Annotated in this window: 13 protein-coding genes; 3 read left to right on the plus strand and 10 right to left on the minus strand. The window is 67.3% G+C overall.

The window, feature by feature from the left end; translation table 11 throughout:
- Nucleotides 1–3 precede the first annotated feature (3 nt).
- The 4 genes from ABIB42_RS20415 to ABIB42_RS20430 all read right to left on the minus strand — a co-directional run bounded on the left by ABIB42_RS20415 (nt 4) and on the right by ABIB42_RS20430 (nt 5,714).
- Nucleotides 4–1,473, minus strand: coding sequence for a PD-(D/E)XK nuclease family protein (locus ABIB42_RS20415; RefSeq protein WP_005663590.1), 1,470 nt, complete (start codon nt 1,471–1,473; stop codon nt 4–6).
- A 23-nt stretch (nt 1,474–1,496) separates the two neighbouring features.
- On the minus strand, nt 1,497–2,981 hold the full coding sequence (locus tag ABIB42_RS20420) for a DUF2779 domain-containing protein (RefSeq protein ID WP_005663588.1): 1,485 nt from the start codon (nt 2,979–2,981) through the stop codon (nt 1,497–1,499).
- A 40-nt stretch (nt 2,982–3,021) separates the two neighbouring features.
- Complete coding sequence (locus tag ABIB42_RS20425) at nt 3,022–5,112, minus strand: AAA family ATPase (protein ID WP_005663587.1); 2,091 nt, start codon at nt 5,110–5,112, stop codon at nt 3,022–3,024.
- Between the two features lie 65 nt (nt 5,113–5,177).
- A complete protein-coding gene (locus ABIB42_RS20430) occupies nt 5,178–5,714 on the minus strand; it encodes a hypothetical protein (RefSeq protein ID WP_005663586.1) in 537 nt (178 codons plus the stop codon).
- 209 nt (nt 5,715–5,923) lie between these two features.
- On the opposite strand from ABIB42_RS20430, the gene ABIB42_RS20435 reads away from it, so the two are divergent.
- Both ABIB42_RS20435 and ABIB42_RS20440 read left to right on the plus strand, forming a co-directional pair.
- Nucleotides 5,924–6,337, plus strand: a complete 414-nt coding sequence (locus tag ABIB42_RS20435; protein WP_005663584.1) for a hypothetical protein — start codon at nt 5,924–5,926, stop codon at nt 6,335–6,337.
- Complete coding sequence (locus ABIB42_RS20440; RefSeq protein WP_005663582.1) at nt 6,337–7,344, plus strand: helix-turn-helix transcriptional regulator; 1,008 nt, start codon at nt 6,337–6,339, stop codon at nt 7,342–7,344. The genes ABIB42_RS20435 and ABIB42_RS20440 overlap by 1 nt, the downstream gene beginning before the upstream one ends.
- Here the strand turns inward: ABIB42_RS20440 and ABIB42_RS20445 are convergent.
- From ABIB42_RS20445 to ABIB42_RS20465, 5 genes are all read right to left on the minus strand, one after another.
- Nucleotides 7,335–9,017 carry a nuclease-related domain-containing DEAD/DEAH box helicase gene (locus ABIB42_RS20445; RefSeq protein WP_005663581.1) on the minus strand — a complete coding sequence of 561 codons (1,683 nt, stop codon included), beginning with the start codon at nt 9,015–9,017 and terminating at the stop codon, nt 7,335–7,337. The two genes, ABIB42_RS20440 and ABIB42_RS20445, sit on opposite strands and share 10 nt — an antisense overlap.
- Before the next feature lie 93 nt (nt 9,018–9,110).
- Complete coding sequence (locus ABIB42_RS20450; RefSeq protein WP_429248903.1) at nt 9,111–10,094, minus strand: LacI family DNA-binding transcriptional regulator; 984 nt, start codon at nt 10,092–10,094, stop codon at nt 9,111–9,113.
- 16 nt (nt 10,095–10,110) lie between these two features.
- Nucleotides 10,111–12,450 carry a GH92 family glycosyl hydrolase gene (locus tag ABIB42_RS20455; protein ID WP_429248904.1) on the minus strand — a complete coding sequence of 780 codons (2,340 nt, stop codon included), beginning with the start codon at nt 12,448–12,450 and terminating at the stop codon, nt 10,111–10,113.
- A 131-nt stretch (nt 12,451–12,581) separates the two neighbouring features.
- Nucleotides 12,582–12,992, minus strand: a complete 411-nt coding sequence (locus ABIB42_RS20460) for a RidA family protein (RefSeq protein ID WP_312163786.1) — start codon at nt 12,990–12,992, stop codon at nt 12,582–12,584.
- A gap of 56 nt (nt 12,993–13,048) precedes the next feature.
- Nucleotides 13,049–13,951 (minus strand): LysR family transcriptional regulator, encoded by a 903-nt coding sequence (locus tag ABIB42_RS20465; RefSeq protein ID WP_429248905.1) that lies wholly within the window; start codon nt 13,949–13,951, stop codon nt 13,049–13,051.
- A gap of 138 nt (nt 13,952–14,089) precedes the next feature.
- On the opposite strand from ABIB42_RS20465, the gene ABIB42_RS20470 reads away from it, so the two are divergent.
- A complete protein-coding gene (locus ABIB42_RS20470; RefSeq protein ID WP_429248906.1) occupies nt 14,090–15,700 on the plus strand; it encodes a CehA/McbA family metallohydrolase in 1,611 nt (536 codons plus the stop codon).
- Nucleotides 15,701–15,703: 3 nt separating this feature from the next.
- Here ABIB42_RS20470 and ABIB42_RS20475 read toward each other — a convergent pair whose 3' ends face one another.
- The gene (locus ABIB42_RS20475; protein ID WP_005663571.1) at nt 15,704–16,279 is read right to left on the minus strand and encodes a TMEM165/GDT1 family protein; all 576 of its coding nucleotides are present in this window, start codon (nt 16,277–16,279) and stop codon (nt 15,704–15,706) included.
- Between the last annotated feature and the right edge of the window lie 140 nt (nt 16,280–16,419).

Raw genomic sequence — 16,419 nt, forward strand, 5'->3', positions numbered from 1 at the left:
ACATCAAGCCTTGTTGGTGCCGTCATCCTCCTCCAGCAAGGTGCGTTCGATCGTGCGCGCCACGTCGTCGATGCACGTCAGGAGTGCGGGAGAGGTCAGTTCCTCGGCAAGCGTTGCAACGTTCCGGCCCTTGAGCTCCCACTTGAGCAATGAGAAAAACGTGGCCGTGATGGCTGCATGGCGCACAGTGGGAATGCCGGCACCGGCCCTGGTCGAAAAATGGCCATTGAGCGTCTTGCGCAGCCGCGTGATCCAGGCATGGCGATCGATGCCTTCGAGAGGGCCGATGACGAGAAACAGGTTCCAACCGTACTCAGCCTCATCAGTGTCCCTGGACTGCGGACGCTCGGTGACATAGGAACGCAGCTCGAAGAGCACCGCGTGCTTGCCGGATGTCCAGGCGTGTTTCTTGTTCTCTTTCGTCTTTACCGCATATTTCCGGGACAGTTCGGCTAGTGCCGAACCAGCGGGCCATGCCAGGAAGCGCATGATGCTGCGTCCGGAGTCGTCAATGAAGATACTGGGTGTAACAGAGCCGTCGGCAACCTGGTTTGGCCACTTGTTCTTGAACCAGCGCAGGACTTTCGCGCGCTCATCCGAATCGTATCCCGCAAGGAAAGAAAACGCGTTCTTGTAACGATTATAAAGTCCCCAGCTCGAATCCACCGCCTCCAGGCCAAGCCGGCCACCCCACCGGCTGCACGTCGCATCGATGAATTTTTTGGCGTCAGGGTAGTTGTCGACCAGTTCCAGCGCGAGACTGTCGGCGTCGGCATTTGCGGCATCCCCTTCGACCTTGTCGCGCAAGATCGACTTGTAGTGGTCGATGAGCATGGCCGGGCCAGGGCCCAGCGTGTCACAGGACTGCGCGGTCAGTTCCAGGGCTGGATACACGACATTGCTGTAAGTGACGCAGTTCCAGTCTTCGCGCGGCTCTTCTTCATTCACGGTCAAGAACACCAGTACCGAGTTCCCTGCACCAAAACGCGTATGCATCCAGCGCCTGTAACGAGGAAGTTGTCCATCCCCTTCCCTGGCATTGACCTTGTTTTCAATGGCGATGACAACCTCGCCGCCGCCACGGCGTGGGATCTGCAGAACGATGTCCAGGCGGCCGCTGTCGGCGCTGGACCCCGCTCCGTCAGTGGTTTCTATCGAAAGCTCATCCCTTCCACCTTTGAATGAAATTTCGGGAGTGACACGGGCCAGGTCGAGATCCAGTTGGTGAACTTCACGCAGCAGGCCTCCTCCCGCGTCAGCGCCAAGTTGCACGCTGAGCTGCAACAGGAAATTGCGCAGGAAGGCGTTGCCCAATCCGTGTGTTCCATAGGGGTCGAGCATGTGCGCCAGAAAGCGGGTATGGCGTATTTCGTACTCACGCACGTTCAGTACGTCGAAGATATTGAAGGCATTGAGCTGACGGTCGAGTTCGAGGAAAGACTTGTCGACCAACAGATTCTGAATCGTGGACATTTGTACCTTTTGAAAGTGGTTGTTTATTTTCCGGCGAAGTAGCGCCACAGCCGCACCATGGCCAAGGTATCGAGTTCGCAGTAAGCGAGTAACTGCGTCTCGATCGCGCGCTTGCGCTCCGGCGCCGTGCCGACCGCGATCGCCTCCAGGTAGGCCTGCATTGCGGCGCCGCCGTCCTGCACGCCCTCGAGGTCGTCGTAGCGCAGGTCGGGCGCGACCGCCGGCAGCACCTTCTTGATGCTCCAGCTGCCCTCTTGCGACGGGTGGTAGTAGCGCTCGCGCGCCACCGGCAGCAGGTCGACCACGCGTGCATTGATCGCCAGCAGCGCATCGTGCAGTGGCGGGAAGCGCTCGGCCAGTTCCTGGATGCGCGACTTCTCGAAGCTGGCGTTGTACACGAACACGGGGCCGTGCCCGCCGCAGGCCGCGATCAGTGCGACGGCGAAGGCGTGCGACGGATCGTCGCCAGAGAGGTCGAGGAAGGCGGCGTGTTCGATCCCGCCCTCGCTGTCCAGCCGGTGCACGCTGAACTGGAAGGGGATCATCTGGAACGGCCGCGTGCCTTGCCAGACCGGCACCGCGAAGGCGATGGTCTCGAAGTCGAGGAAATACCCCGGCAGCGGATGCGGCGCCAGGTCGGCGGCGGCGCCCGCGGCATCGAAATAGGCCTGTCCCGAGATGGTGTGCTGCTTCACGCGCAACTGCTTGTCGCTCAGCAGTGCATCCGGGATATCGCGCATGTCCAGCGCGCCATCGTCCACGCATTGCCTGGCCGCCTTGCTGCGCAGCTGCGGCAGCCAGGCGACCGGGAAATCGGCCTGCGGCATGCCGCTGGCGCAATGGGCGGTAAAGCCGCAATCGTAGGGGCTCGCGCAATGCTTGCCGGGCTGTATATCGGGTTCGTCGACCGAGGCGGCCACGGCGCGCGCCCCGGCCACCCAGGCCGCGACTTCGTCCGCGCGGCCGAAGGCTTCCTGGGTCAGGTCTTCCTCGACCAGCAGGCCGCGGTAGTCGCCGCCTCCCGGATAGACCCAGCTGCTGTCGATATGGGCCAGCGCGATGCCTTCCAGGGCCACGCCGGCGTCCAGCGCCATCCGCGCCTGGATCGCGGCGTCGTCGCGGTGGTAGTCCTTGACCGAGGTCGACGACTTGACCTCGACCATGCGCCAGCGGCGCGGGCCCTGGCCAGGCAAGGGAAGCAGGACGTCGGCGAAGGCCATGGCGCCGCCGGCGACGAAGCCGGCCTCGAAGATCGGCTGGCCTGAATCGAGCAGCGCCAGGCTGCGCGCCAGCGCCGCATCGAAGCCTTCGGTGTGCGGATCGAGCAGGGCGCCCGTGCCGTGCGGGTCGTACAGGCGGCGCGCCAGGTCGCCCACCTGGTGGCCGGCGGCGAAGGCCGCCATGCTCGCCGCATTGTCCACGCGCAGCTCGGGACGGTGCAGCTCGAGCCACAGGCGGCGCTCGCACTGGCGATAGGCCATCAGCCTGGATTTCGAAAAACGTCGCATCGGTTCGCTCCTGGAGAATGGTGAGTATGGCATCGCAGGTTTAGGCCAGGAAGCCGATCGCTGCCTGCCGGCCGCGTTTCCCCGCGGATTCCTGCTCGAGCGCCGTCACCAGTTGCGCGCAGACAACAAAGGGGGCGAAACGGTGGCGCCGCGCCAGGGCGGCGAAGTCGCCCGGGGTCAGCTGCGGCAGACCGCGCAGGCGTTCGGCGTCGCATGCGTCGGGCGGCGCCAGGCCGAGGGCGGCGCACTGGCGTTCCAGCATCAGGAGCGCCTGTTCCGGGCGCAGGTAGCCGAAGCGCAGCTTGAGGTCGAAGCGGCGCAGCGCGGCCGGGTCGATGTCGTCCATCAGATTGGTCGAGGCGATGAACACGCCGCCGAAGGCTTCCATCCGGGTCAGCATCTCGTTCACGCGCGTGACTTCCCACGAGGCGCGCGCGCCTTCGCGGTCGCGCAGGAAGCTGTCGACTTCGTCGATCATCAGGAGCGCGCCTTCGCGCTCGGCCTGGCGGAAGGCCTGGGCGATCGCCTTTTCGCTCTCGCCGACGTATTTCGACATCAGTTCCGAGGCGCTGCGCAGCATCAGCGGCATCTCGAGCTGTTCGGACAGCCAGCGTCCGAAGGCGCTCTTGCCGGTGCCGGGCGGACCGTACAGGCAGATGCGGCCCGAGCGCGCATGCTGCAGGCCCGGCAGCAGCGCCGCCAGCTCGGTGTCGGCATTCAGGATGGCCGGGTCGTAATCGGGCGGCAGCCGGCTGGCGGCGCCGGCATCCAGGCCCGCATGGCCTTGCGCCTCGAGCGAGCGGTTGGCGAGCCAGGCGACGGCGCGCGCGGCGCCTGGCTGGTCGAACTGGTCGCGGATCGTGCGCACCACCGAGGCCACGCGGTCGACCACGGCCGGGGCCAGGGTCTCGACCTGCGCCATGCGCGCCAGGGTCGGGGGATCGACCAGGTCGCCGCAGGCGGCCTGCAGGATGCGTTCGCGCTGGGCGCGCGGCGGCACCTGCACTTCGACCAGCACGTCGAAGCGGCGCAGGAAGGCCGGGTCGATGCCGGCGATCGAGTTCGACAGCCACAGGGTCGGCACCTGGTTCTGTTCCAGCGTGCGGTTGATCCATGCCTTGCGTCGCTGGGCGGTGCTGCGCTGCCCGAACATGCCGTCGTCGGCGAACACGTCCTCGACCTCGTCGAACAGCAGCAGCGCGCGGCGGCGGTCGAAGAAGCTCTGGGCGGCGCGGTAGGCGCGCAGCCGGCGTTCGCCGCCGACCGGGTCGCCGTCCTCGTCTTCGCTGGCCACTTCGAACAGCTCGCAGCCCAGCTCCGCCGCCAGGGCGCGCGCCAGCTCGCTTTTTCCCGTGCCGGGCGCGCCGTAGACGAATACGTTCACGCCCTGGTGGATGCCGTCCCGCGCTACCGTGCGCGCCAGGTAGGGGCGCAGGATGGCCAGTTCCTGTTCCAGGTGGGGAAAGTCGTCCAGCGTCAGGCGCGCCGGGGCGCTCGGCGCCACCGTGTCGCGCAGCAGCGAGATCGGATCGGCGTCGAGGCCGACGACCGAGTCGGCGAAGCGGTTCGACAGCAGGTCGAGCTTGCTGCGCAGCGAGCCGTTGATGGCGCGGTCGACGGTGAGCAGGCCCGAGCGCGCCAGCACGCCGCCCGCGCCCAGCGCGGCGCGCACCTCGTCGGGCTGCAGCTCGAGCAGCGTGGACAGCACGTCGACGATCTTCGCGGCCGACAGGTTGCCCAGCGTCTCGGCGGCGTCGTCGAGGATGCGCTCGTGGTGCAGCATGGTGGCGAATTCGAGGATGCGGCATTCGGCGCCGGACATGCCGACCAGGGCCGCCAGGCGCGCCACGTTGGCGTGCAGGATCGTGGGCACCTTGCGCTCGGCGTCGCGTTCAGCCTCGCGGTGCAGTTCGCGCAGGCGCGCGCGCACCAGCGCCGCATCGAAGTCGCGCTCGTCGTCGATCCAGTCGCCCAGTCCCAGCGCGCGCGCCACGTGATCGTTGGAAAAGCACATCGACCCGACCAGGTCGCGGTGGCCGCCGAGCGGCATCATGATGCGCAAAACCCACAGGGTGACGGCCGGGGCGAGTTCCTGGGGCACGGGGCGGATGCGACGGCGGCGTACGGTCAAATTGGCTCTCCTGGTGATGGGATGACGTCATTGTGCGGCAGGGGTGCGACAGCTTGTGTCGCGCATTACTTGACGCGGGTGAGCCGCGGCGCGGCGCCCAGGGGCCGTGCCGGCAGGCCGGCGCCGGCCAGGCCGCGCCGCTGCGCCATCTCGGCGTAGCGCTTGCGGAATGCGCCCTTCCACGGCGCGACCCCGGTCCCGTCCTGGGCCAGGGCGTCGCGCAGGCCGGCCAGGCGGCCGACCACGAAGGCGCCGAGCCAGTCGCGGCGGCTGGCCACCTGCATCGCCGGTCCGTTGCCGGCCACCGCATCCTGCACCGAACCGGGCCACGGCGCGCGGCTGGCGCTCACCTGGTCGTCGAGCGCGCCGAGGGCCAGGCGCAGGTCGAAGTCGCGGCTGTCGACGCAGGCCAGCAGCGCCGCCAGCTTCAGGTGAGGGGGCAGGGCCGACATGCCGATGAAGGCCAGCAGCGCATCGTGGTGGCGGACCGGGTCCTGTCCGGGCAGGCTTGCGGCCCGCTCGAGGAGGGGATGCCACTGGCGGCGGATGGCGTCGAGGCTGCGGCACCGTTCGAGCGGGAGATACCAGCGCAGGTCGGTCATTGATTCCTTGTCGGCTGTGAAAGACGGAACACAGCATAGGAGACCCCGGCGACAGGATGTGTCGCAGCCGGCCGAGGACATGGCGCGACGCATGCTGTCGCATGCGCATGCCAATCTGCGTCTGCCCGGCCGGTCTTTAATTTCCTGACGGTAATTTATTTGCTAATATCACATCTTGAACGCGCCACGTCGGCGCGGCGAAAGCCACCATGCCTGCACTGATCGAACACATCGACGCCATCGCGCGCCAGAAGGGGCGCGCCGCGCTCTACCTCGAATTCCATCCGCAAGCCGCCGCCGAACGGCGCGCCTACCACCACGAACAAGACCCGATGCGCGCCCAGGTGCTGGCCTGGCTGGACGCCAACGGGGTGCCGTGGCGGCCCTGCGGCCCGCTGGCCAATCCGTCGGTGATGGCGTCCTGGCGCGGCCAGGTCTACCTCGACCTGCCGTGGGACGAGGATCTGCCGGCCTACCGGGTGCTGCGCGACTATCTCGAACTGCCCGACGGCAGCATGCGCCATGCCGGCGTGCGCTTCTACGCCATGCCGCTCGAGCTGGCGATGGAAAACGCGGAGCACGACGAGCCTGGATACTGGCAGCGCTGGGCGGAGGAGTTCTGATGGCGAGCAACCAGCAAGCCCTCCTGCGCCAATGGCATATGCTGCAGCTGGTGCCGCGCGCGCCGCTGTCGATCGAGGCCGGCGAATTGTGCAAGCGACTGGATGCGCTCGAATTCCCGGTCACCAAGCGCACCGTCGAGCGCGACCTGAACGCCTTGTCCGAAGTGTTCCCGCTGGTGTGCGACGACGCCGAGAAACCCTTCAAGTGGAGCTGGCTGCGCGGCGCCCAGCGCTTCGACCTGCCCGGCCTGACGGTACCCGAGGCGCTCACCATGACCCTGGTCGAGCAGCATCTGCGCCACCATCTGCCGCCCAGCACCGCCGAAGCGCTGCAGCCGTATTTCGCATCGGCCGCGCGCACCTTGTCGACCGACGACGATCCGGCGCCGTCCAAGGCGTGGCTGCGCAAGGTGCGCAGCGTGCCGCCGCAGCAACCGCTGATTGCGCCGCGCCTGGACCCCGACTGTCAGCGCACCGTCTACCTGGCGCTGATGGAAGATCGCCAGCTCACGCTGCATTACCGCAAGCGCGACGCCACCGAACTCACGCTCTACGAGACGGTGCATCCGCTGGCGATCGTCCAGCGCGGCGGCATCGTCTACCTGGTCTGCATGTTTGGAGACTACGAGGACGTGCGCACTATCCCGCTGCACCGCATCGTGGCGGCCGAGGCGCGCTACGAGGATGCGCGCAAGAAGATGGGATTCGACCTCGACGCCTACATCGCCTCGGGCCAGTTCGGCGTGATCGCCGGCGAGCCGCTGCGCCTGCGCGCCGTGTTTACACGCGCGGCCGGCGAACACCTGTATGAAACGCCGCTCAGCGAAGACCAGCAGCTCACGGCGCACGGCGATGGACACCTGCGTCTCGCGGCCACGGTGCCGCATACGCGTTCGCTGGTGTGGTGGCTGCTGGGCTTCGGCGACGGCGTGGTGGTCGAGGAGCCGGCCGGCCTGCGCCAGGAGATGGCGGAGACTGCGGCGAGGATGGCGCAGGCTTATGTCTGAGGCGCGGACGCGGCGGGCGTGACGCGCGCCCGCTCATCGCCAGCCGCCTCCTGCAGCGCCGCATACAGGCAGCGCTCGGCCTCGGGCGACAGCACCAGCTCGACCGCCATCTGCGCCCGCGTGAGGGCGACGAACAGCATGCGGCGCGCCTTGTCGTCGAGGGCGTCGAGGTCGAATTCGGTCACCACCACCGCGGGCGCGCTCTGGCCCTTGTAGCGGTACACCGACTCGACCAGCAGCTCGCCCTCGCTCCAGCGCTGCGCGCCGTCGCGCCCGTACTCGCCGGTGAAGCGGCGCGTCAGCCAGGGGCCGATGGTGGCCCGGTTCAGCAATTGCGAGCTGCCGCGCCCGCGGCCGCACACGACCGCGATATCGTCCAGGGCAAAGCCGCGCGCCAGCAGCGCCGCGACCGCCGCCTCGGTCGCCGCCAGCAGCTCCTCGCCGCAGGCATAGCCGCGGATGCCCGGCACCTCGCCGGCGTAGGGATTCATGCTGCGCACCGGCGGGCGCACCAGGTCGAGCGCATTGATCATGTCGCACAGGATGCGCGGGGTGCGGAAGTTGTCGCTGCAGCGGATCACGACCGCCTCGTCCAGCTCGAAGCCTTCCTTGCCGTACAGGCGCTGCGCCTCGTCCTCCAGCACGTACAGGCGTCCGTTCTTGCGCAGCTGGCCGCCCAGGCTGGCCACCCACTCGGCGCTGAAGTCCTGGGCTTCGTCGATGACCAGCAGGTCGAAGCGCGCCGCGACGCCGTCACTGTCGTCCAGGTAGGCCTGGGCCATGCGCTCGAAGCCCTCGGGCGAGAACTCCGGCTCGCCGTGATGGCGACGGTAATGCTCGACGCACAGCTCGTGATAGTTGACGACCTCGCTCGATGGCGGCGCCAGCACGCGCACGTGGTCGGCCAGGCTCCGGTTGTAGCAGACGTAGAGCGCGTCCAGGCGCGCGGCGCGCGCATCCTCCAGCAGCTGCAGGGCCAGCTGGGTCTTGCCGGAGCCGGCCGTCGCCTGGACCCGCACGATCCCGGATGCCGCCTCGACCCGCGGCACCCAGGTCGCCAGTCCGTCCGACAGCCGGCGCACCGTGCCCTGCAGCTGGTCGCGCAGCACGTCCAGCACCGGCATCACCTGGAACTGGTTGAGCAGCAGGCGGCGCAGCGCCTCGCGATCGACCTCGCGCGGGGTCGGCGCCAGCCAGTCGCACACCGAACCGATCATGCGGTCATAGCCGTGGGCGTCGATGATGCGCTCGCGCGGGATCGCCGAGACCTGGCCGTCGCCCAGCGCATAGTCGGGCAGCACCAGGCAGCTGATGAGTTCCGGATGGATGCCGGCCTGCTGCAGGCGGTTCTGCATCGCGCCGCGCTGCACCGTGGTCTGGCGCGCCACATCGCATTCGCGCTTGCCGTACAGCTTGTAGATGCCGCCTGCGCGCAGCACGACGTCGCCGGCCTTCACTTCCATCAGCAGCAGGTTGCCGTTCGGCGCCAGCACCACGATGTCGATTTCGCCGTAGCGGTCGCGCCCATGATGGAGCGTGTGCAGCGTTACGCTGTGGAAGACCTCGAAGCCGGCCGGCAGATGGTCGCGCAAGCGCTCGAGGACCTCGAGTTCGCGGTAAAGTCCGGCATCGGTGCGCAGTGGCGGGAGCAGGTGGGGCGACAGGGTGGCCATGGCGGGAGCAATCGTCAGAAGTTGTCTATTATTAAGCAACCAGCCGGATGACACCATGGCCTGTCGTTTTTTTGCCCCAGCCGGAACGGCAAGTCAGTCGTCGTTGCTGCTTTCGCGCACCATCAGCTGGACCGCGAGCGTCTGTTCCAGGCTGGCGCTGTCCACCCTCTCGAGCAGCGAATCGACGCCCATCCGTCCCAGCAAGTCCTTGTCGATCCCGATGCTGGTCAGCGGCGGGATCGCGCTGGAGGCGGCGCTGATGTCGTCGAAGCCGACGATCGCGATGTCGTGCGGGATCTTCAGGCCGCGCTCCAGGCAGTGGCGCATGGCGGCCAGCGCCGTGCTGTCGTTGTAGCAGAACAGCGCGTCCGGCCGCGGCTCGCGCGCCAGCAGGGCGTCGACCGCCTGGCGCACGTTGTCGAGGCTGTTGCCGATGCTGGGCAGCTGGACCTCGAGGTCGGGATTGGCCAGCATGCGCGCCTCGAACAAGGCCTTGCGAAAGCCGCGGTAGCGTTCCAGGATGCTGTGGTGGGCCAGCGGGCCGGTGAGCATGGCGATGCGGCGCCGGCCCTGCCGGATCAGGTGGCGCGTTGCCAGGTAGCCGCCCAGCGCATGGTCGGGATTGACCGAGCGGTAGCCGGGCAGGCGCATGTCGAGCAGCACCAGGGGCTTGCCGGTGTCGCGCAGCGCCGCCACCAGTTCGGGCTCGAAGAAGCCGGCGCACAGCAGGGCGTCGGGCTGGTGCAGGCGCACCAGGTCGAGCACCGGCTCGGCCGGGCCCACCACCACGAACGACAACGCGATGCCGCGCTTGCGGCAGGCATCCTCGGCGCCGTGCAGCACCGGCAGGTAGAACGGGCTGGCCGACTGCGTGTTGTGCTGGCGGTGCAGCAAAAACGCGATACGGCGCACATCGCCCTCGCGGAGCTTGGCGAAGTCGTAGCCCATCTCGCGCGCCACCGCGCAGATGCGTTCGCGCGTCTTGTCGGTCAGGCCGTCCTGGTTCTTCAGCGCGCGCGAGACCGTGCCGATCGAGTAGCCCGTGGCGCGGGCGATGTCGCGGATCGTGACGGCCATGGCGCGCTTTCCTTCGTCAATACCTGGTCTGCGTGTAGGGACGGGCGTTCTGTTCCTTGCCCCAGTCCTTGTTCGGCGTGGCCTGCATGGTGAACACCAGTTCGCCGCCGGCCATGATGTCCTCGTGGCGGATGAAGGTGCGCATCAAGGGCTTGCCGTTCAGGGTCACGCGGCCGATGTAGCCGTTGGCAGTCGACAGGTTATCGGCGCGCACCGTGAAGCGCTTCCCGTTCGGCAGGTTCAGGGTCGCCTTGTCCAGGAAGGGACGGCCGATCACGTACTCGTTGCTGGCCGGGGCCACCGGGTAGAAGCCGAGCGCGGTGAAGGCGAACCAGGCCGACATCTGGCCCAGGTCGTCGTTGCCCGACAGGCCGTCCGGCTTGTCGCTGTACTGGGTGGCCATGATGTTGGCCAGGCGTTCCTGGGTGCGCCATGGCGCGCCGGCGTAGTTGTACAGGTAGGCCACGTGGTGCGAAGGCTCGTTGCCGTGGGCGTAGTGGCCGATCAGGCCCGAGATGTCTTCCATGTGGGCGTACACGGTCTCGTCGACCTTGGCGTCGAACACCTGGTCGATCTTGCTCACCAGCTTGGTGTCGCCGCCCAGGAAGGAGATCAGGCCGGCGTTATCGTGCGGCATATACCAGGAATACTGCCAGGCGCTGCCCTCGGTATAGTCGCTGCCGAAGTTCGACTGCTCCGGATTGAACGGGGTGCGGAATTCGCCGGTGGACTTGCGGGCGCGGATGAAGCCGGTCTCCCTGTCGAACACGTTGCGGTAGTTCTGGGCGCGTTTGTAGTAGCGGGCCGCGACGTCCTTCTTGCCCATCTTCTCGGCCATGCGCGCGATGGTCCAGTCATCGAAGGCGTATTCGACGGTCTTCGACGCCGCTTCCTTCTCGAGGTCGATCGGCACGTAGCCCAGCTTCATATAGTGTTCCAGGCCGCCGTAGGGACCGTATTCGGCGCTGGCCGTCATCGCCGCCAGGGCCTTGTCGGCGTCGAAGCCGCGGATGCCCTTCATGTAGGCGTCGGCGATCACCGGCACCGCGTGGTAGCCGATCATGCACCAGGTTTCCAGGCCGTGGAACTGCCATACCGGCAGGATGCCGTAGGGGCTGTGCTGCGTTGATGCGATCAGCGAGTTCACGAAGTCGGCGTTGCGCTGCTCGGGCGCGACGATGGTGAGCAGCGGGTGCAGCGCGCGGTAGGTGTCCCACAGCGAGAAGGTCGAGTGGAAGCGGAAGTTCTTCGCCTTGTGCACCTGGTTGTCCGGACCGCGGTAGCTGCCGTCGAGGTCCATGAACAGCGACGGCGCCAGCATGGTGTGGTACAGGGCGGTGTAGAACTTGGTGCGCATCGGGCCTTCGGCCTCGACCTTCACCGCGCCCAGCGCGTCGTTCCAGGCCTTGCCGGCGCGCTCGCGCTCCTGGTCGAAGTCCCAGCCCGGCATCTCGGCCAGGTTGGCGATCGCATTGTCTTCGCTCACCGCCGACAGGGCGACCTTGACCAGCAGCGTGCCGTCCTGCGGCACGCCGAAGTTGAAGTCGGCCATCAGCTGCTTGCCTTCGACCAGCGCCTTGTCGGCCGGGGTCTTGCCGGGCGGGGCGAAGCCGCGGTAGGGGATCGATTCTTCGCGGTTCAGGAGTTGGCGGGTGTCGATCGGGCGCGAGAACTGGATCGCGAAGTGCACCTGGCGGCCGGGCGCCCAGCCGCGCGTCTCGCGCATGCCGGTGATGGTGGTGCTGCTCCGCACGCGCAGGCGCGCCCACAGGTTCTTCTCGTCGTAGTTGTAGATGCTGGTGCGCAGGTCGAGCAGCACCTTGGCCGGCTCGCCGGCCTTGAATTTATAACGGTGCAGGCCCACGCGCTCGCTGGCGGTCAGCTCGACGTCGACTTCATGGTCCTTCAGGCGCACCGCGTAGTAGCCCGGCTCGGCCTTTTCCTGGTCGTGCGAGAAGCGCGAACGGTAGCCCGAGAACGGACGCTCCGGATAGCCCGGTTCCAGCTTGGTCTCGCCGCTGTAGGGCATCAGGAGCACGTCGCCCAGGTCGGAGTGGCCGCTGCCCGAGAAGTGGGTGTGCGAGAAGCCGAGGATCGAGCTGTCGGCGTAGTTGTAGCCCGAGGCCCAGGGATAGCTCTGGCGGAAATGGCGGTGCTGGGTGTCGGGGCTGAGCTGCACCATGCCGAAGGGGCGGCTGGCGCCGGGGAAGGTGTGGCCGTCGCCGCCGGTGCCGATGAAGACGTTCACGGCTTCGGCCGGGCTGCCCGGCGGGGCGGCGAGGGCGGGAATTGCGCTAAACAGGAATGCCGCACTGGCGGCGATCGAGAGTTGTCCGAAATTGAGTCTGGCCGTCATGAGGTCTCCACACGTGGCGGCAGCGACGGGCGCCGCCTTTTAGTTGCACTATACCCAAGCGAAACTTATATGTGGAGACTGGTTTATAAGCAATCTTTACCGTGTTTCAACCCATCTGTTTAGGCGGTTTACTAAACATTTCGTGCACGGCGCTTGGCCACCGCTTCGATTTCGACCAGGGTGTCGGGAGACGCCAGCGAGGCCACGCCGATGCCGGTCAGGGCCGGGCGCGGCAGGCCGAGGTGGCGCAGCAGGATCGGCGCCACGGTCTCGAGGTGCTCGCCGATCTCGCCGCGCACGTAGACGCGCAGCTGCAGGATGTGCTCGACCGAGGACCCGGCGGCCTCCAGGACCGCGATCAGGTTGCGCGCCGCGCCTTCGGTCTGCTCGGCCAGGGTGGCGTGCTTCACCAGGTAGTCACGGTCCCAGTCGACCTGGCCGGACACGAACACCAGGCCGGTATCGAGGTCGATGGTCGCATGGGACAGGCCGTGCGGGGCGCCGTCGTACAGCGCGGGAGGGTTGATGCGTTCGATGCTCATGGGATTCCTTTGCCGGTGAAAAGCGCCAGCTTAGGCATGCGCACGCGCCGCGGCAATCAAGCGCGGCTTGTAGCCGATACAAGTCTGGCCTTGGCCCGCTCCAGCACCCAGGCAATGAAGGGATCGTTCTGCGCATTCGGATGGTGGGCGGCCACGACCTGGTAGCCAGGCGGGTACTTGGGCAGCGCGATCTCGAACACGTCGTCGCAGGGCAGCAGGCGCGCGGGCATGAAGGCGACCAGGTCCGATCCCCTCAGACAGGCCAAGGCCATGAAGAAGGACGGCGCCGACGCCACCACGCGCCGCTGCAATCCCTGGCGCGCGAGCCAGCCGTCGGCCGACCCCGTGAAACTGGCCGCGCCCGGATTGGTGACGATGAAGTCGTGCGCCATCAGCGCTTCGAGCGACATGACGCCGCCCCCGGCCAGCGCGCGGTTGCCGGTGACGCAGCGGTACTGCTCGAGGAACAGGGGCTGCGTCACCAGTCCGGACGCGACGTATCTATCCACCGTGAAGATCAGGTCGATTTCACCCTGGTGCAGCTTGCGGGTGAGGGCGCTGACCTCGATGTCGACCACCGCCACCTTCACCTTCGGCGCCTCGCGCCGCAAGGTACGCACCAGGTCGGCCACGATCACCTTCTGGGTGTAGTCGGTGCCCGAGATCACCAGCGTGCGTTCGGCCTGTTCGGGGCGGACCTCGGAGGGCAGGGGAATCGCGTTCAAGCCGGCCAGCACCTGGCCGATGCGGGGCGCGATCAGCTTCGCATACGGCGTCGGCGCCATGCCCTGGCCGGTGCGCACGAACAGCGGGTCGCCCAGGATGGTGCGCAGCTTCTTCAGCTGCAGGCTGACCGCCTGCTGCGAGACGTCCAGGTGCTCGGCCGCCGCCGAGATGGTGGCGAAGCGGTTCAGGGCGTCGAGCGTGCGCAGGTGGGTGAGTTCGAGCTTGTCGATCATGAGGCTGCCAACATAAACGGCTATCCCGCCCGTTGCAAGTTGTCATGATTGAAATTCATCAGAATAAATGGATGAAATGACAATTTTCATGGGAGGCGGGTCAATATGACTGAGGCATGAAATTGCAAAAATTGCATCATGAAAACCTCATTCACCTCCCCCCTCCTGGCCCTGTCGCTGTGCTGCGGCCTGGCGCAAGCCGCCCCCGCAGAACACCAGGAATTCGAAGCCACCCTGCTCGCGCCGTTCCAGGCCGGCGCGGCCCAAGGGCGGACCTTCACGCTGCATTTTGCCTATCCCGGCCTGGCGCGCGCGGCCACCGTCGACTGGCGGGTGGAGCTGGTACGGCCCGACGGCCGCGTCGCCCTGCGCTGGCGCGGCGCGGCGCCGTTCACGGGCGAGGCCATGACGGTTGCCGTGCCATGGTCCGGCCGCCTGGGATTGTCTCCGGCGCCGAGCGGCATCTATCGCGTCCGGCTGCGCGCGACCGTGCGCGGCGACGCGCATGAGGAAGTCGAGCAGGACTGGGAGATCGCGGTCGGCGCGCCGCCGCTGCCAGCCATGCCGGCATTCTCGCCGCTGGCGCGCGCCTTCGCGCCGGCCGCCGTGCCGGCGCCCGGGGCGCTGCCCTACACGGTCTATCTCGGCAACCTGCACAGCCAGACCAACCACAGCGACGGCGGCGCCGACGTCGCCGAGTGCAAGGGCGCCCAGTCGCCATTGAAGTCGCCGCACGGCCCGGACCATGCCTTCGCCTATGCGCGCGAGCGCGGCCTCGACATCCTGGTCGCCTCGGAACACAACCACATGTACGACGGCTCGGAAGGCAGCGCGCCGGACGCCGACCCCGCAGCCGCCAAGGGCTTGTACCGCGCCGGCCTGGAAAGCGCCGCCAGCTTCTCGAAAAAGCACCCTGACTTTCTCGCAGTGTACGGTCTGGAATGGGGCGTCATCAACAACGGCGGCCATATCAACATCTTCAACAGCGACGAGCTGCTGGGATGGGAGACCAATGCCAAAGGCGAGCTGATGGCCGACACGCGCACTCCCAAGGGCGACTATGCGGCGCTGTACACGCTGATGCGCGAGCGCGGCTGGGTGGGGCAGTTCAACCATCCGGCGCACTCGGGCCAGTTCCAGGTCGATGGCGTGCCGCTCGCCTATACCGAGGACGGCGGCGAAGCGATGGCGCTGTGCGAGGTGATGAACAGCACCGCGTTCTCGACCAACGTCAGCGAGACCGAGACCCGCCGCAGCAATTTCGAAGGCGCCTGCAACCGCCTGCTGGAAGCGGGTTACCGCCTGGCCTTCAGCACCAACCAGGACAACCACTGCGCCAACTGGGGCGCGTCGTTCACCAACCGCACCGGCGTGCTGCTGCCGAACGGCGCGGCCCTGAGCCGCGCCACCTTCGTCGAAGCGCTCAAGGCGCGCCGCGTGTTCGCGACGATGGACAAGGATTCGCAGCTGGTCCTGACCGCGAACGGACGGATGATGGGCGAGCGCTTCACCAATCGCGGACCGCTCGCGCTGGTGGCGAATTTTGCGAGTTCAACCGGCCGGAAGGCAGCCTCGGTCGCGATCATGGAAGGCGTCCCGGGCCGCAAGGGCACGGTCACCCAGATGTCGGACCAGGCCGAGACCACCTTCACCCCGAGTCCGGGCGCGCACTTCTATTATGCGAAGGTGACCCAGGACGACGGCAACGTGCTGTGGTCGGCGCCGGTGTGGGTCATGCAGGAGGAATGAGGATTAGAACCCCAGGCCTTCGCCCATCCCCAGCAGGGTCGCGATGCCGAGCACCGCGAAGATCAGCGCCGCGATGCCGTGCACGAGCTTGAGCGGCACGCGGTTCGCGATGCGTTCGCCGAAGTACACCGCCGGCACGTTGGCCAGCATCATGCCGAAGGTGGTGCCGGCGACGATGGCGGCCATCGATTCATAGCGCGCGGCCAGCGCCACGGTGGCGACCTGCGTCTTGTCGCCCATCTCGGCCACGAAGAAGGCGATCAGGGTGGTCAGGAACACGCCGTACTTCGCCAGTTGCGCTTCCTCGGCGTCGATTTCGTCGGGCGTCAATACCCACGCGGCCATCCCGAGGAAGGACAGGCCCAGCACCCAGCGCATCACGCCAGGGCCCAGCAGCTCGCTGACGAGGGCGCCGACGGCGGCGGCGAAGGCGTGGTTGGCCACCGTCGCGACAAGGATGCCGAACACGATCGGCAGGGGGCGGCGAAAGCGCGCGGCGAGCAGGAAAGCCAGCAACTGGGTCTTGTCGCCGATCTCGGCGAGGCCCACGATGCCGGTCGAGACGAGAAAGGCGTCCATCAGTCGGGTGAAGCAGGAGGAAGGCCGCGATCATAGCAGACGCGGCAAGTCGCTGCGCCGGCATGTGTATTTATCGCGCGGGCGGCGCGCTTTCGCTGGCCAGGCGTGCATGCTATCCTGCACCCGCCTCGGCCTGCCGG

It is taken from the genome of Massilia sp. UYP32, assembly GCF_050434365.1.
GTDB lineage: Bacteria > Pseudomonadota > Gammaproteobacteria > Burkholderiales > Burkholderiaceae_D > Telluria > Telluria timonae.